Source organism: Thiohalocapsa sp. (genome assembly GCF_022340605.1).
Taxonomy (GTDB): Bacteria; Pseudomonadota; Gammaproteobacteria; order Chromatiales; family Chromatiaceae; genus Thiohalocapsa.
This window is the reverse complement of sequence record NZ_JAJDNQ010000064.1, coordinates 50,134-66,279: the sequence shown is the minus strand read 5'-3', so window position 1 is coordinate 66,279 and position 16,146 is coordinate 50,134. Positions and strand designations below refer to the sequence as shown.

Here is a 16,146-nt window from a genome sequence, read left to right as displayed (position 1 = left end):
CATGCGGCGTCGGCCGACTCAGCCCATGCCGTGCAGATCGCAGACCGCATCTGGTGGGTCGGCCACGTGCTGCCGGATGATGTCTTCCGGTGTCACGTCTACCTGCTGGAGTAGGGCGAGCAGTCGGTGCTGTTCGACCCGGGCTCGCGGTTGACCTTATCCGGCACACTGGGTGCTCACGCAGAGCGCTCGATAAGCTGCGCCCCCATCTGCCCACCTACCCGCTCACCAGGCTCCGCCCATGACCACCGTTGTCGTCGCCGAAAAGCCCAGCGTCGCCCGCGACATCGCCGCGGTGCTCGGCGCGTCCGGGCGCGGCGAGGGCTGCCTGCGCGGCAACGGCTGGTGCATCACCTGGGCGCTCGGGCACCTGGTGCACTTCGCCGAGCCGGACGACTACGGCGCGGACTGGGCCGGGCGCTGGTCGCCCGCGCAACTGCCGATGATCCCGGAGCGTTGGCGGCTGCGCACCGACAAGAAGACCAGCGCGCAGTTTCGCATCGTCAAGGCCCTGCTCACCGCCGCCGACACCGAGCGCGTGGTCTGCGCGACGGACGCCGGCCGCGAGGGCGAGCTGATCTTTCGGCTCATCGTCGAGCACGCCCGCTGCCGCAAGCCCGTCGAGCGGCTCTGGATCTCCAGCCTGACCACGGAAGCCATCCGCGCCGGCTTCGCGGCGCTGCGCCCGGCCGCCGACTACGAGCCCCTCGCCGCCGCCGCCCGCGCCCGCGCCCAAGCGGACTGGCTGGTGGGCATGAACCTGACCCGCGCCTACACGGTGCACAACCGAGTGCTCTGTACCATCGGCCGGGTGCAGACGCCGACGCTGGCGATGATCGTCGCCCGCGATGCGGCCATCGCCAACTTCACCAAGGCCTACTTCTACGAGCTCATCGCGCGCCTCAAGGAGGGCTTCGAGGCCAAGTACAGCAAGGACGGCGAGACCCGCATCGACGACAAGGCCCACGCCGAGCGGCTGCAGCGCCAGATCGATGCCGCCATCGAGCCGCATCGCACCGGCACCGTCACCAGCGTCCAGAAGAAGGTCCGCCACAACCGCCCGCCGCCGCTCTACGATCTGACCAACCTGCAGCGCGACGCCAACCGCCGCTTCGGCTTCACCGCCGCTCGGGTGCTGGAGCTGGCCCAGGCGCTGTACGAGACCCACAAGCTGATCAGCTATCCGCGCACCGAGAGCCGCCACATCGGCGAGGACATGCTGTCGGAGCTGCCAGGCATCCTCGAGCACGTGGAGCACCCGCTGGCGGCCGAGGCCCGCGCCCGCCTCGCCGCCGGCCACCGGCTCGGCAAGGCGTACGTGGACAAGACCAAGCTCACCGACCACCACGCCATCCTGCCCACGGCGCGGCGCCCGCCGGCCGGTCTGCCGGAGCCGCTGCGCAAGATCTACGATCTGGTCGCGGCCCGCTTCGTCGCCGTGTTCCTGCCCGATCAGCGCGTCGAGGAGACCCTGGTGACGCTGGACATCGGCGGCGAGCCCTTCATCGCCAAGGGGTCCGTGGAATTGGAGCCCGGCTGGAAGCGGGTCGAGCCGCGGCGTCGGGCCGCTGCCGGGGGCAGCGCGGGGGGCGAAGCTGGGGCGGACGCGCGTCAGGGACCCGGCGGCAACGGCGAAGCGGCGCCGGCCGAGCCGGCCACGGCGCCCGACACCGCAGCGGACCAGCACCCGCTGCCGCCGCTGGAAAAGGGCCAGATCGTGCACGTGGATGCGCTGGACGTGGTGGAGCGGGAAACCAAGCCGCCGCGCCCGTTCGACGACGCGACCCTGCTCAACGCCATGAAGCACGCCGGCCGCGACATCGACGACGACGCGCTCGCCGCGGCGATGAAGTCCTCCGGCCTTGGCACCCCGGCCACCCGCGCCGAGATCATCGAAAAGCTCCTGCGCACCGGCTACATCGAGCGCCAGCGCAAGCAGCTGCGCGCCACCGACAAGGGCAAGGCGCTGATCGCGCTGGTGGCCGAGCCGCTGCGCAGCGTCGAGCTCACTGCCGCCTGGGAGCAGTGGCTGAAGGACATCGAGCAAGGTGCCGCCGACGCCGAGGGGTTTTATCGAGACATCTGCGATCAGGTCCGGGCGCTGATTCCGCAGGTGGCCGCGGGTCCGGCGATGACGCCGGAGCAGGCGGCCGCGGCGCGAACAGCGGCTCCCAAGCGCGCCGGTGGCAAAGGCCGTGGGACCAAGCGCGGCGGATCGAGCCGTGGCAAGTCCAGATCCAGCAGCGAAGCCAGGGCGAACGCGGCCGGGCTCGGCACCTGCCCGGTGTGCAAGCAGGGCGAAATTATCGAGACGCCGCGGGCCTATGGTTGCGCGCGCTGGCGCGACGGCTGCGGCTTCACCATCTGGAAGACCATCGCCGGCCACGCGCTCACCAAAGAGGAGGTCACGCAACTGATGGCGCAGGGCAGGACCGGCCCCATCGACGGCTTCCGCTCCAAGGCTGGCAAGCCCTTCGCGGCCTGCCTGCGGCTGGATGACAACGGCAAGGTGGGCTTGGACTTCGCCGACCGGCAACCGGGCGCGAGCGCGGACGCGGCGGCGCATGCCGCGCCGCCGCCCGGGCTCGCCGACCACCCGCCCAGCGCCGCGTCGCTGCGCGAGAACCCGCTCGTCTGCCCGCAATGCGGCGCGGGCCGCATCATCGAGGGCCGGTATGCATTCGGCTGCAATCGCTGGCGCGAGGGCTGTGATTTTCGGGTGCCGAAGGAGCACGACGGCCACCGACTGTCCGAGTCCGAGCTGCGGGCGCTGGTGGAACAGCATCCACGGCACGGCGCGGCAGGCGAGGAGTGAGAGTCGGTTCCGGGCTCAAGTGACCCGCGGCCCCCCGGAGCCGTCCAGCGTCGCGCCGCGCACCGCCGGGACCATGGCGAGGGTGAGGCCGAGGCGGAGAAGCTCGGCCTTGCCGCGCACGGTCAGGTCGGTGCTGAATCGGAACTGCTGTCGCGCATCGATGGGATAGGTGCGCAGCCGGTAGCGCGTGCCCCAGGGCTGCTCCTGCGCCACCACCAGGATGGGTCGTTCGAGGTCGACATAGGGGCTGGTCAGCGCGACATCTTGCAGGACGGCCCGCACGCGGGCGGCATCGTGCTCGGGGTGCAGGTAGAAATCCGTCGGGCACTGGAGTTGCGGCTCGCCGTTGTTGGCGTTGCTGACGGCATCGGTCCACAGCTTCAGGTGCGGGATGGTGACCAGGTTGTCGTCGGGGGTCATCAGTTGCAGGGCGCGCATGCCGACGCGCGTCACCTCGCCGTAGACGCCGTCGATTTCCACCCAGTCGCCATTGCGGTAGGGGGTCTCGCCGACGGCGACGACGCCGGCAACCAAGCTGCTCGCGAAGTCCTTCAGCGCAAAGCCGAGGGCGAGACCGAGCGACCCCAGCACCGCGACCATGTTCTGCAACGATGGCTCGATGACGATGGGCACCATCCACAGGAACGCGCCGACGATGATCACCAGGCGCAGCAAGGGCACCATCGCGAGCAGGAAGTGGCGGCGCCGCCCGCGCAGGCGGTTGGCGAGCCAGGGCAGGGTCTTCTGCACCACCAGAATCAGGCCCACCGCCACGGCCAGGATCAGGCCGAGATCCAGCAGCACACCGGCGTTGATGTTCTTGAGCAGGCTGGAGAGGTCCTGTTTCGACATCGTCCAAGTCTCCGAAGTGGGCCAAAGCGGAACTGCGCTCAGTCAGCAGCCACTCAGAAGTCGTCCAGCAGGAAGCCCTGGGCCTTGAGCAGGTCTCGCGCCGCCGCGTAGCCGGCCGCCGTCACGTACCAGTGCCCGCTTTCTGCGCTCGCGACGACCCCGGCGCCGGCGAGTCGGTGCAGGATCGCTTGCACGCGGAATTTCGGCAGCGGCAGCAGCTCGGTGAGCAGAGCGCCGGGCAGACCGTTGTGCTGGAGCAAGGCGTGCAGCACCAGCGCCAGTTCCTCGTCCACGTCGGCGGCGAGCGGTGGCTCCTCGGCGGGGGCCGCGACCCAGATGGTCGCGGCGTCGTCGTCGCCTGCCGGTTTCGCGTCGTCGCCGGCCGCGCCGTCGTCGGTTTCCGGCTCGGCGCGCAGGCGCGCCCGCCACACCTCACGGGCCAGCCCGGCATTCCCGCGGCAGCGTGCGGCGAGGTACTGCAACTCCGCCGTGCCACCGCCCTCGTCGTCCCCATCGACGGCGAATACCAGCTTGCCGCTCTCTGCGTTGCGGAAGCGCACGGGGCCGGCGCCGTGCGCCGCCACCAGGCCGTGGAACAGGGCTGCCAAGCGCTCGCCGTCGAAGGCCTGCAAGGCCAACGGGGAGCGCCCCGGCAGCGGCGCAACGTAGCGCAGGTACGCCCAGGCCCAGCTGTCGCAACCGATGACACCGTGCCCCAGCCGCCCGGCCAGCGCCCGGTCGAGCAGCTCTCGGACCAGGGCTAGCCCGGCCGGATGGCGCAGCCAGCAATGCTCCAGCCGGGGCAGCAGCCAGCAGCGGGCGTCACTCGGCCAGCCGGCGAGCCAGGCCTCACCTGCCTCGAGGATGTCGTGATACGCCGGCGGCTCGATCCAGCGGGCACCCTGCCGGGTCGCCCAACAACGGAGCACCTCGACATATCCGCTGCGCGGCGGGCCGATCAGCAAGCTCACGGGGTCGGCGGTGGCGCGATCATCGAGGCTCCGCTGCAAGGCGTCCGCGGCGGGCTCCCAGTCTACGGCCCCGAGGAGGGACTGCAGGCGCTTTTCGGGCAGCCCGCGCAGGTCGGCCTCGGCGCGGACGGGCGTTTGGTCGTCGTCGTGGCGCTTGCCGAACAGCCGCTTGAGCAAGGCCCAGCGCGCCCGGGCGGCGCTCGCGACCGGGGTCTGCGGCAGTCTGTACTCGGGCACCGGAACCAGCTCCCAGAGGGTCTGTTCGGCTTCCTCGTCCTGGCCACGAGTGTCTGCGTTCTGCTTGGTCATCTCGGCGACACCATGGTAGCGCGGGCGGGGCACGCCAAGCGGCGGGTTGGGAAGGGGACAGGGACGGATCACAATACCCTGCCGGAGGGGTGACGGCCTATAGTGACCGCCTGGAGCCGGTGGTGGGGCCCAGGACTTTGGCCACGACGGCGCGGGCGGCCCAGTCGGGATGGGTTCGGAAGATGGCCGACCGATGCAGGGACGCGAAACCATGCGGAGGTGACACGATGGCCCACGACGACGCGACTCATCGACCGAGCGCAAGCACGCGCACTCCCATGACACCGGCAGCGATGACTATCCTCGTGACAGCGCTCCTGCTCACGCGGTAACCCCGCCAATCCGCTGCGCGGCGTCTTCGCGACGCGCGCCGATGCGGCCCAACCTGATTGCGCTCAGCCGCTGCCGGGTGCTGGGCGTGCATGGCAACGTCATCGTGATCGATGACATCGACGCCTTCGCCGATACGCCGGTATTGGACATCAAGCCCTGAGCGGTTTGCTTAACGGCGCTCCCGGCGAGCGCGTGCCGGAAAAGCGGCGTGGCCACGAGACGTCGCCGGTCGCCTGTGAACCGCATCACAGGCTGTCCGCGGCGGGCTCGGTACTGTCCAGGGGGCCGCCGGCGACGGCGGCTCTGCGCTTGGTCACGCTCTGGGTGGTGCTATGAAGAAATTCGGGTTGCCTGCCACGCTGGCCGCGGTCACCTGGTTGCTCGCCGGGCCCGCTCATGCCATGTGGATCGACGATTACAGCGTCTCTGCCTCGCTGGTCAACCTGAGCACGAGTCCCGTCGACGAGCTTGGACCAATCATCAATGTCGGTGATTTCAACCGGCAACTGGTGGTGAACGGCATCGGCTCCACGGGGTCGTCAGTCGCCATCGACGGCGGCGCCGGGACGGCAACGTTCAGCGCGAGCAGCGTTGGCACCATGGCGGGCAGGATCGTCTACACACCCACCGCCGGCACCATCGACCTCTCGGCGCCCGGTACGACCCTGGACCTCATCTTCGCAGGTTCTCTGAATGGCGCCTTCTACGACGCGAGCCTGACGGTGAGCGACGGCTCGCTGACCGACTCCAAAGTCATCTCCAACTCGGCGAGTCCCGCGGCGCCCGGACCGGTATCGTTCTTGGTGTCCGGCTTCGGCATCGACCTGGATGCCATCAGTGAAATCTCGCTGGATGTCCTCGCTGCGACCGGGCAGCAGGTCTATTTCGATGCCCCCGCCGATGCGCCCGTGCCCGCGACGCTGCCGCTGGTGATGTCCGGCCTCGGCATGCTGGCGTGGCTGCGCAAGCGCCGGTGCTGACGAAATCCGCCAGCGCATCAGGTCGGGGTCGGGGCCGCGGGCGTGCAGCGCGTCGGCTCGCGCCTGGAGCCAGCGATGGAAGCTCGGCTGATCCCGGGGATGGGGCGTCAGTCCTGTGACTGCTCGAACAGATCAGCGATCGAACCCGCATCCCGCCGCGGCTGCGCCATCCCAAAGTGTCGATAGGCACTTTGGGTCGCCATGCGTCCGCGCGGCGTGCGCACCAGGTAGCCCTGCTGGATGAGGAAGGGCTCCAGCACGTCCTCGATGGTGCCTCGCTCCTCGCCGATGGCCGCGGCCAGGCTCTCGACGCCCACCGGACCGCCGTCGAACTTCTCGATGACCGCCTGCAGCAGGCGGCGGTCCATATGGTCGAAGCCGAGACCGTCCACCTTGAGCATGCCGAGCGCCTGGTCGGCGACCTCGAGGGTGATACGCCCACCCGCCTTCACCTGCGCGAAGTCCCGCACCCGGCGCAGCAGCCGGTTGGCGATGCGCGGCGTGCCGCGGGAGCGCCGGGCGATCTCGGCGGCGCCCGCGGGCTCGGCGTGGATAGCGAGGATCTGCGCCGAGCGCTGCACGATGCAGGTCAGGTCTTCGGCACTGTAGTACTCCAAGCGCTGGACGATGCCGAAGCGGTCCCGCAGCGGGCTGGTCAACAGCCCGGCGCGGGTGGTCGCGCCCACCAGCGTGAAGGGCGGCAGGTCCAACTTGATGGAGCGCGCGGCGGGCCCCTCGCCGATCATGATGTCGAGCTGGAAATCCTCCATGGCGGGGTAGAGGATCTCCTCGACCACCGGGCTCAGGCGATGGATTTCATCCACGAAGAGCACGTCGCCCGCCTCCAGGTTGGTAAGCAGCGCGGCGAGGTCGCCCGGCTTCTCCAGCACCGGCCCCGAGGTCTGGCGCAGGTTCACCTGCATCTCGTGGGCGATGATGTGCGACAAGGTGGTCTTGCCGAGCCCCGGCGGACCGAAGATCAGCGTATGGTCCAAAGCCTCGCCGCGGCCTCGGGCGGCACCGATGAAGATCTCCATCTGCTCGCGCACCGCTGGCTGGCCCACGTAGTCCGCGAGCCGACGGGGGCGGATGGCGCGGTCTAGCGCGCCGTCGTCGGTGGCTTCGGCGGGGCTGATGAGGCGTTCGGGCTCGTTCATGGCATGGAGGTGCAACTGGTGCTTTGCACCATGTAATTGGCACCAAGACGATAGCATAGCCCCCGCCCGCGGCCCGACGGGGTCCGACCCGCGTCACCCATCCGCCCGACTTCGGCGTTGCGCCCGATACCCGCCCAATCTCTGGACGCTTTGAGGCGCTGCGCTTAAGCTGCCCGCCACGCCGCCGCCGCGGCCTAAGCAGTCAGCAGCATCCATGATCCAGCCCGACCCCCATGCCGTGCCGGAGGCGGCGTCTCTCTCGGCCTCGCTTGCGTTTGATTTAGTGACAGGTCCGGCCACTGACCCACGCAGCCTGTCCGTGGTTATTCCGCTCTACGAGGAAGCCGATAACGTGGCGCCGTTGGTGCAACGGGTGCACGAGGGACTCGCGGCGTATCGGCATCCGTGGGAGCTGATCCTGGTGGACGACGGCAGCCGCGACGGCACCGGAGAGCGGCTGCAGGATGCCGCCGGCCACTACGGGCCGCACGTGCGCGTGATCCGCTTCCGCCGGAACTTCGGCCAAACGGCGGCGATGCAGGCGGGGTTCGACGCCGCGCGCGGCCACCTGGTGGCGAGCCTCGACGGGGACCTGCAGAACGACCCGGCGGACATCCCGCGGATGGTGGAGGAGCTCATCGACCGCGATCTGGACTTGCTGCAGGGCTGGCGCCGCAATCGCCAGGACGCACTGGTGCAACGCAAGCTGCCGTCGCGCATCGCCAATGCGCTGATCGGCCGCGTCACCGGCGTCGACCTCCACGACTACGGTTGCAGCCTCAAAGTCTATCGCGCCGAGATTATCAAGGAGGTGCGCCTGTTCGGCGAGATGCATCGGTTCATCCCGGTCTGGGTGGCCGGCATCACGGCGCCGGAGCGTATCGGCGAGACCGAGGTCGGCCATCGGGCACGGGAGCGTGGCGAGTCCAAGTACGGCATCTCGCGCACCTTCCGGGTGCTGCTGGATCTGCTGGTGGCGTTCTTTTTCCTGCGCTACGGCGCACGGCCCGGGCATTTCTTCGGCGCCATCGGGCTCGTGTTCGGAGCCGTGGGCGGGCTGATGATGGGCTGGCTCGTGATCGTCAAGTTCGGTCTGGGGGAGGACATCGGCCACCGGCCTATGCTCTTCGTCGCCATCCTGTTCCTGGTGGCGTCGATCCAGTTCCTGACCACCGGCATACTGGCGGAGGTGCTCGCGCGCACCTTCTTCGCCACGGGGGAGCGCACGCACCACTGCATCCGTTGGCAGACGGACCCGAAGACTGCTGCCTGGAAGGAGGCACTATGAGCGTCAATCCGTTGCGCAAACCGCTCCAGCCGCCGGCGGCCTGGCTGCTGCTGGCGCTGGCGGTTTGGCTCGCCTTCTTCTGGCAGCTCGGCGCGGTGCCGCTCTACGACCTCGACGAGGGCGCCTTCACCGAGGCCACCCGCGAGATGCTGGACAGCGGCAATTTCATCACGCCGCATCGCGACGGCGAGCCGCGTTACGCAAAGCCGGTGCTCATCTACTGGCTTCAGGCGGCCTCGGTCTCGGCGCTGGGCCTGAACGAGTTTGCGCTGCGCCTGCCGTCGGCCATCGCCGCGACCCTGTGGCTGGTGGCGCTGTGGGGCTTCACGCGAGCGCGGCTCGACGCGGCCACGGCGACAGTGGCCGCGCTCATCATGGCCTTTGGGTTGGAGGTGCCCATCATCGGCAAGGCGGCGGTGGCGGACGCGGTGTTGAACCTGTTCATCGCGGTGGCCTTTTTCGACATCTACCGCTACCTGGAGGCGCCGCGTCGCGGCCTGCTGCTGCGGGTTTATCTGTGGCTGGGGCTGGGCTTTTTGACGAAGGGACCGGTGGCGGTGTTCTTCCCGCTGCTGGTGAGCTTTGCCTATTGCCTCTCGCTCGGCAGGCTCAAGGACTGGCTCGGCGCCGTGTTCGCGCCGGCCGGCTGGCTCGTGTTCCTGGCTGTCGCCGGGCCCTGGTATCTGGCCATCTACATCGACGACGGCTCCGGCTTCTTCCGCAGCTTCTTCCTGAACGACAACATCGGCCGATTCGGCGGGGTGAAGCATGGGCATTCGGGCTTTCCGGGCTACTACTTCGTCATGCTGCCGCTGGTGCTGCTGCCCTTCACCGGCTGGTTCCTGCGCCTATTGCCGTTGGTGCGGCGGCTCTGGTCCGACCGGCTGGATCGCTTCCTGGTGCTGTGGTTCGTCGCCGTCTTCGTCACCTTCTCGTTCTCGGATACGAAGCTGCCGCACTACATGGTCTATGGCATCACGCCGCTGTTCATCCTGATGGCGCGGCACCGGCAGGCGCTTACCAACCGCTGGCTCGCCTTCGGGCCGCCGCTGGCGTTCATGGCCCTGCTGGTGGTGCTGCCCCTGCTGCTGGGGCCGCTGTCGGCGCAGGCGCACCGCGCCCACGAGCAGGCCATGTTCGCGGAGGGCGCGCAGGTATTGGACTGGGCGTATGTGATGACGACCGTTGCCGGCTTGGCGATCATGGTGGTGCTGGCGTTCTATGGGCGCATCGCGCTTTGGCAGCGACTGTTGCTGGCGGGCGCGGTGCAGACACTGGTGGTGTTCGGCGCGCTGGTGCCGCGGGTCTTCGAGGTCATGCAGACGCCGGTGAAGGAGGCCGGGCTGCTGGCACGGGAGCTGGACCTGCCCACGGTCGTGTACCGCACCAGCATGCCGAGCTTCAGCGTCTATCGTGACGCCATCACTCCCTGGACGTCCCACCCCGAGCCCGGCGAGCTGATTTTCCTGCGCGTCGACAAGCTGGACGACCTCGCCGCCACCCGGCGGGGCGACAAGCTGGTGGAGGTCTATCGGCGGGGACCGGTGGCGCTGGCGACCTTCCCGGAGTCCGGCGGTGACTGACGACCTGCCCACCGATGGCACGGCGCCGCGCAAGCCGACGGCATTGCGGCGCATCGCCGCGGCCTTGACCGAAGACCTGCGGCTCGCGCTGGTGCACGGTGCCGCGCGGGATGATCCGGCATCGACCACCGCGAGCCAGGCCTGGCTGATCTCTGCGGCACTCGCCGCCCTGGCGCTCGGCACGGCGCTTTGGCTGCTCGCGGGCTATCACGCCGGCTTCGTGCGCCTCAATGCGGCGGCCGCCCTGTTGCCGGGCTGGCTTTGGCAGGGGCTCACATCGCTCGGCAACGAGCACGTGGCTTTCGCGCTCAGCCTGTTCGTGGCCCGGCGACACCCGCGAGTGTTCTGGACGCTGATCTGCGCGGCGCTGGTGGCGGTCCTGTACTCGCGGGGCCTCAAGCCGCTGGTGGACGCCGCGCGGCCGCCGGCGGTGCTGGCGCCGGATGCGTTCCACCTGTTCGGCCCGGCCCTCAAGCACGAGAGCTTCCCGTCCGGGCACAGTGTCACGGCGGGGGTGTTCTTCGGCGTGTTGCTCCTGTTCGCGCGGCGCCTGCCTTGGCGGCTGCTGTTCCTGGTGCTCGCCGTGCTCACTGGTCTCAGCCGTATCGCGGTCGGCGTGCACTGGCCGGTGGACGTCGCCTTCGGCCTCGGCGGCGGCTGGCTCGCGGCCTGGATCGGGTTGCGGCTGGCCGCGCGGAGCCCGTGGGGCATCTATCACGGTGCGGTGCACCTGGTCTTCGTGACGCTGGGTGCCATCGTCAGCGTCAGCCTCTGGTTCGATGATGGCGGCTATACGGCCATGGCCTTGCCACTTAAAGCGCTCGCGGTTGCCGCGGTCGGCGTCACCGTCATCGACTATCTGCTGCTGCCACTGTGGCGCGGCATCCGAGCTCAGCGGCGCGCATCCGACTGACCGCCCTGCGGTACCGCTGGCTGCGCTAACATCGTTGGCAATGCGCCGTCCTTTCTTCACTCCGATGCGGTTCCGGCTGCGGTGCCTGCTGTTGCTGACCGCGTGCTGGCTGGTGTCGACCGCGGCATGCGCCGTCGATGGGGCAAGCGGCAGCCTGCCGCGGGTCATGAGCACCAACCTGTGCGCCGATCTGCTGCTGGTGTCGGTGGCGGCGCCGGAGCAGATCGTCTCGCTGTCGCGGGACAGCCGTGACCCGGCCATCTCGCCCATCGCCGGGCTCGCCGCGGCCTATCCCAGCAACGAGGGCGGCGTCGAGGATCTGCTCTATCGCCAGCCCGACATTGCGCTGGTCTATCTCGGCTGGAGCGGCGGCCGTTTCCGGGGCCTGTTGCAAGGGCAGAATATCGAGATCCTGCCGGTGCCCTATCCGACCGACTGGGACGATGCGCTGGCAACGGCGCGCAAGGTTGCCGCGAAGATCGGCCGCGCCGAGGAGGGCGCCGCGGTCGCGGACGCGGCCGCGCGGCGCATGCGGGAGCTGGGACGGGACTTGCCCGCGCTGCGCTCGCTCTATCTGCGGCCCGGCGGCGGGAGTGCCGGTACGGATACCTATGTGGACGACGTGCTGCACCGGCTCGGGCTCAGAAACGTGGCTGCGGAGGCGGGTCGCGCGGGCTGGGGCGTCTTTCCGTTAGAAGAGATCGTGCTGCATCCGCCGGACGTCTTCCTGCTCGGCTATTTCGACCAGCAGCAGCCACTCAGCGCTTCGGCCTACGCGCGGCATCCACTGCTGCAAAGGCTCCTGGCGCGCACGCCGCGGGTGCGGCTGCCGAGCCGTATCTGGGGTTGTGGCGGGTTGGAGCTGGTCGGCGCCGCGGCGGCCATCGCGACGCAGGTGCGGGCGCTGGACATCGGGCCGGCGCCGTGACGACGGCCGTTATGGACCCAATGGCAGTCGCGCGACGAGTTCATGCCTTACCCGAGCAACTCGGGCTCATGGGCATCTTGATGGCGGCGCTGTTGGCGCTGAGCCTGCTGTCGCTCGGCTTCGGCGCGGCGCCGCTGAGCTGGGGCGAGGTGCTGGGCGGCCTGCTCGGCACGGGGCCGACGGAGCAGGTGCTGATCGTGCAGCAGATTCGCCTCCCGCGCGTTCTGCTGGCCTGGCTGCTGGGCGCGTCGCTCGGCATGTCCGGCGCCGCATTGCAGGGGCTCCTGCGCAACCCGCTGGCCGAGCCGGGCCTGCTCGGTATCTCTGCCAGCGCCGGGCTGGGCGCGGTGCTGGCGCTCTATTTCGGCCTCACTGCCGTGAGCCTCTGGGCGCTGCCGGCGGCGGCGATGACCGGGGCACTGCTGGCGACGCTGCTGCTTTACCTGTTGACCCGTGGCGGCAGCTCCAACCTGACCCTGATTCTGGCGGGCGTGGCGCTGTCGTCCCTGGCGGGGGCGCTTACCTCGCTGGCGTTGAACTTGGCGCCCAACCCGTCGAGCGTGCAGGATATCGTGCTCTGGCTGCTGGGCTCCATTGCCGACCGTAGCCTCGCGGATGTGCGCCTGGTGTTGCCCTTCGTGGCCGCCGGACTCGCGCTGCTGCTGGCGGCGGCGCCGGCGCTGACGCTCTTAACCCTCGGTGAAGGCGAGGCCGTGAGCCTCGGTGTCACCCTGTCCCGGCTGCAGGGCCTGGTGATCACCGGCTCCGCGCTGGCGGTAGGCGCTTGTGTGTCGGTGACGGGCACCATCGGCTTCGTCGGGCTCGTGGTGCCGCACCTGCTGCGGGGGTTGGTGCAGCATCGGCCCGGCCGGCTGCTGCTGCCGAGCGCGATCGGCGGCGCGCTGCTGGTGCTGGCATCGGACCTGGCCATTCGGCTGCTGGACACGCCACGGGAGCTGATGCTGGGCGTGGTGACCGCGCTGGTTGGCGCACCTTTTTTCCTGGTGCTGGTACTGAAGAGTAGGCGGGCGCTCCCATGAGCCTGTTGTCTGTGCAAGGCCTCGAGGTACGCCTCGGTGCGCGGCTGGTGGTGGAGGGCGTGGACCTGCGGCTGGATTCGGGCGAGTTGCTGGGCCTGATCGGCCCCAACGGCGCCGGCAAGTCCACGGTCGTGAAGGCGATCGCACAGTTGTTGCCCCACCGCGGCGACGTGCGGCTCCAGGGCCGGTCGGTGCGGCGGTTCGGCGCACGGGAGCGCGCGCGCGGCATGGCCTATCTAAGCCAGGACGATCAGGTGCAATGGCCCATCCTGGTACAGGATCTGGTGGCCCTCGGTCGCCACCCGCACCGCTCACCCTGGGGTGGGTCCGACGCTGCCGGGGACGCGGGGGGCGCGGTGGAGATGGCCATGCGGGCGGCGGATGTCTGGACCTTGCGCGGACGCCGCGCCGACCAGCTTTCCGGCGGCGAACGAGCGCGGGCGCGGCTCGCCCGGGTGCTCGCGGTGAACGCGCCGCTGATCCTGGCGGACGAACCGGTGGCGGCGCTGGACCCACGCCACCAGCTCGACGTCATGGAACTGCTACGCGTCCATTGCGTGGGTGGCGGTGGCGCCATCGTGGTATTGCACGACCTTACCATGGCCAGCCGCTTTTGCGATCGGCTGTTGTTGCTGAACCAGGGCCGGCCCGTGGCGTCCGGACCGGTCAACGATGTCTTGACGCCCGAGCAGCTGCGGCGAGTCTACGGTATTGAAGCCGTGACGGGCGTGCACGCGGGCCAGGCGTACATCGTGCCCTGGGCACGGGAGAAGGGAAGAGGTCTGGGAGGGGGTCTCGATGCGAACGCGAATTGAAGCCACTAGTGATCCGACCATACGGCGGGGCAGTGCGCGCCGGTGTGCGGCGCTGTTGCTTGCGGCGACGGCTTCCGGGCAGGGCAAGACGACGCTCACGGCTGCCCTGGCCAGGCATCATGTGCGGCAAGGGCGGCGCGTGCGTGTGTTCAAAATCGGGCCGGACTTCCTGGACCCGATGGTGCTGGAGCACGCGAGTGGCGCCGAGGTGCTGCCATTGGATCTGTGGATGGTGGGCGCCGACGAATGTGCGCGGCTGTTGCATGACGCCGCCGGCGATGCGGACGTCATTTTGGTGGAGGGCGCGATGGGGCTTTTCGATGGTGAGCCGAGCGCCGCGGACCTGGCCGAGCGTTTTGGATTGCCGGTGGTGGCTCTGATCGATGCCCGCGGCATGGGCCAGACCTTCGGTGCCGTCGCACTCGGACTGGCCGCACGCCGCCCCGGCGTAAAGCTCGCGGGTGTCGTTGCCAATCGGGTCGGCGGCGACCGGCACCGGCAGATGCTCGCCGCCGGGCTCCCGGATGGAATCGGGTTGCTGGCGGCGTTGCCGCGGCTGCAGGACGCGGCGCTGCCCAGCCGTCACCTGGGGCTGGTGCAGGCGGGGGAGATCGCGGATCTCGACGAACGCCTGAACGCCATGGCGGAACAGGTCGCCGATGCTCCGCTCGCGACCATGCTGCCGGAAGTGGACTTCGCGCCACCGCCCGTGCAGGCACCGGCGCCGGAACGCTTGGCAGGCCAGCGCATCGCCGTGGCGCGTGATGCGGCCTTTTCCTTCTTGTATGCAGAGAACCTCAGGCTGCTGCGGGCGCTCGGCGCCGAGATCTCGTTCTTTTCTCCGCTCGCAGATGCCGATGTGGACGCGGACGCGGTGTACCTGCCGGGCGGCTACCCCGAGCTCCACCTGGAGGCGCTGGCTGCCAACGCGTCCATGCACGCGGCGCTGCGCCGGCATGCGGCCGCCGGCCGTTCGCTCTACGCCGAATGCGGGGGCATGCTGTATCTACTCGATGGTCTGACGGACAAGGCCGGCTGGCGCGGCGGGCTTGTGGGACTGCTGCGGGGTGAGGGGCGCATGCAGCCGCGGCTCGCCGGGCTCGGCATGCAGGCACTCCGACTGCCGGCCGGCGAGTTGCGCGGGCACAGCTTCCATCACTCGACGATGACGACGGAGGTGGAGCCCGTCGGCAATGGGATTCGCCAGCACGGACAGCTGCCCGGTGAGCCCTTCTATGCATTGGGCTCGGTCCGGGCGAGCTATTTGCACCTGTACTTTGCGTCCAATCCCTGCGCGGCAGCGCGGCTGTTTTTACCCTGATTCCGTGTTGGCGCGCGAGGAAAGGAGCAAGGGGGGACCACTGCAACAGTGCGCAAGTCCCGAGAGACCGTCCCAGGTTGTGGCTGTGGTCGGATACTCGACAACGACAGCAAAGTTATTGAGCATCTCGCTGGTAGTGTCAGCACTGAACAGCACGGCTGCCCTGAAGACACCGGAATTTTGTAACTACACGAAACACGCAAAAAGGCGCTGATTTGCGACAGGATCGCGAATTTTCGCGCCTTTTGCATGTTTCGTAGTTCCTCTTCAGAGGCTCCGCGGGTACGTGTGCGACTGACACAACTTTCGCTGCGTTTGGTAGGAGAAGTCACGCACTAGCGGCAGCGCCCCTGTCGGGCGAGTCCGGGGGGACAGCCCTTGCGGCCATCGTGGTAACTGTCGCGGTAGTAGCGGTGGCTATTATCCCAATGCCGCACGTAGCGATAGTGGCGGTGGTCGTGATCCCAACGACGCGTATAGCGATGGTCTCGATGGTGGTCGTCGTCGCGACGCCGCGCATAGCGGTCGCGTCGGTCGTCATTCGTCGTTACCGCAGCACCGGCCGCACCGCCGAGGGCGCCGCCGACGACGGCGCCGGTTTGTCCGCCGACTTGGTTGCCGAGGAGGGCGCCGAGGCCGGCGCCGAGGGCGCCGCCGACTGCCGCGTCGACATTGTCGTTGGCCATGGCCGGCGAGGCCATGAGGCCGAGGGCCAGGGAGGTGGCCGCAAGCTGGAACTTCATGAAACGATCTCCCGTAATCGCCTGTTTCGGCAGAACCATGCTATCGGGATGAGCACGCTTGCTCTAGGGCTTCAGGCGGCAAACATTGTGGAAGCTGC

The 16,146-nt window shown here is 69.1% G+C and carries 14 protein-coding genes; 10 read left to right on the top strand and 4 right to left on the bottom strand.

Translation table 11 applies throughout. The features are described 5' to 3' along the window. The first annotated feature begins 241 nt into the window (after positions 1-241). Positions 242-2,815: a type IA DNA topoisomerase gene (locus tag LJE69_RS08320; RefSeq protein WP_296923811.1), complete on the top strand. Its 2,574-nt coding sequence runs from the start codon at positions 242-244 to the stop codon at positions 2,813-2,815. A 15-nt stretch (positions 2,816-2,830) separates the two neighbouring features. Here the strand turns inward: LJE69_RS08320 and LJE69_RS08315 are convergent, their stop codons facing one another. Together LJE69_RS08315 and LJE69_RS08310 are read right to left on the bottom strand one after the other, a co-directional pair. Next, positions 2,831-3,667 carry a mechanosensitive ion channel domain-containing protein gene (locus LJE69_RS08315; RefSeq protein ID WP_296923809.1) on the bottom strand — a complete coding sequence of 279 codons (837 nt, stop codon included), beginning with the start codon at positions 3,665-3,667 and terminating at the stop codon, positions 2,831-2,833. Between the two features lie 53 nt (positions 3,668-3,720). Further along, the gene (locus LJE69_RS08310; RefSeq protein ID WP_296923808.1) at positions 3,721-4,947 is read right to left on the bottom strand and encodes a hypothetical protein; all 1,227 of its coding nucleotides are present in this window, start codon (positions 4,945-4,947) and stop codon (positions 3,721-3,723) included. Between the two features lie 373 nt (positions 4,948-5,320). On the opposite strand from LJE69_RS08310, the gene LJE69_RS08305 reads away from it, so the two are divergent. Together LJE69_RS08305 and LJE69_RS08300 are read left to right on the top strand one after the other, a co-directional pair. Continuing rightward, positions 5,321-5,440 carry a TrmO family methyltransferase gene (locus LJE69_RS08305; RefSeq protein WP_296923806.1) on the top strand — a complete coding sequence of 40 codons (120 nt, stop codon included), beginning with the start codon at positions 5,321-5,323 and terminating at the stop codon, positions 5,438-5,440. Between the two features lie 172 nt (positions 5,441-5,612). Beyond that, positions 5,613-6,260 carry a PEP-CTERM sorting domain-containing protein gene (locus LJE69_RS08300; RefSeq protein WP_296923804.1) on the top strand — a complete coding sequence of 216 codons (648 nt, stop codon included), beginning with the start codon at positions 5,613-5,615 and terminating at the stop codon, positions 6,258-6,260. Positions 6,261-6,367: 107 nt separating this feature from the next. On the opposite strand, the gene ruvB is transcribed toward LJE69_RS08300, so the two are convergent. Then, positions 6,368-7,417, bottom strand: coding sequence for a Holliday junction branch migration DNA helicase RuvB (gene ruvB / locus LJE69_RS08295; protein WP_296923802.1), 1,050 nt, complete (start codon positions 7,415-7,417; stop codon positions 6,368-6,370). A gap of 214 nt (positions 7,418-7,631) precedes the next feature. Here ruvB and LJE69_RS08290 point away from each other — a divergent pair, with 214 nt between their 5' ends. The 7 genes from LJE69_RS08290 to LJE69_RS08260 all read left to right on the top strand — a co-directional run bounded on the left by LJE69_RS08290 (position 7,632) and on the right by LJE69_RS08260 (position 15,305). Continuing rightward, positions 7,632-8,705, top strand: coding sequence for a glycosyltransferase family 2 protein (locus LJE69_RS08290; protein ID WP_296923800.1), 1,074 nt, complete (start codon positions 7,632-7,634; stop codon positions 8,703-8,705). Further along, positions 8,702-10,288 carry a glycosyltransferase family 39 protein gene (locus LJE69_RS08285; protein ID WP_296923798.1) on the top strand — a complete coding sequence of 529 codons (1,587 nt, stop codon included), beginning with the start codon at positions 8,702-8,704 and terminating at the stop codon, positions 10,286-10,288. Before LJE69_RS08290 ends, LJE69_RS08285 begins: the two co-directional genes overlap by 4 nt. Next, on the top strand, positions 10,281-11,201 hold the full coding sequence (locus LJE69_RS08280; RefSeq protein ID WP_296923796.1) for a phosphatase PAP2 family protein: 921 nt from the start codon (positions 10,281-10,283) through the stop codon (positions 11,199-11,201). Before LJE69_RS08285 ends, LJE69_RS08280 begins: the two co-directional genes overlap by 8 nt. Positions 11,202-11,367: 166 nt before the next feature. After that, positions 11,368-12,129 (top strand): ABC transporter substrate-binding protein, encoded by a 762-nt coding sequence (locus LJE69_RS08275; protein WP_296923794.1) that lies wholly within the window; start codon positions 11,368-11,370, stop codon positions 12,127-12,129. Positions 12,130-12,197: 68 nt separating this feature from the next. Then, complete coding sequence (locus tag LJE69_RS08270) at positions 12,198-13,169, top strand: iron ABC transporter permease (RefSeq protein ID WP_296923791.1); 972 nt, start codon at positions 12,198-12,200, stop codon at positions 13,167-13,169. After that, on the top strand, positions 13,166-13,984 hold the full coding sequence (locus LJE69_RS08265; RefSeq protein WP_296923789.1) for an ABC transporter ATP-binding protein: 819 nt from the start codon (positions 13,166-13,168) through the stop codon (positions 13,982-13,984). Before LJE69_RS08270 ends, LJE69_RS08265 begins: the two co-directional genes overlap by 4 nt. Next, positions 13,968-15,305, top strand: coding sequence for a cobyrinate a,c-diamide synthase (locus tag LJE69_RS08260; RefSeq protein WP_296923787.1), 1,338 nt, complete (start codon positions 13,968-13,970; stop codon positions 15,303-15,305). Before LJE69_RS08265 ends, LJE69_RS08260 begins: the two co-directional genes overlap by 17 nt. 335 nt (positions 15,306-15,640) lie before the next feature. Here LJE69_RS08260 and LJE69_RS08255 read toward each other — a convergent pair whose 3' ends face one another. Beyond that, positions 15,641-16,048 carry a glycine zipper domain-containing protein gene (locus tag LJE69_RS08255; RefSeq protein WP_296923785.1) on the bottom strand — a complete coding sequence of 136 codons (408 nt, stop codon included), beginning with the start codon at positions 16,046-16,048 and terminating at the stop codon, positions 15,641-15,643. Between the last annotated feature and the right edge of the window lie 98 nt (positions 16,049-16,146).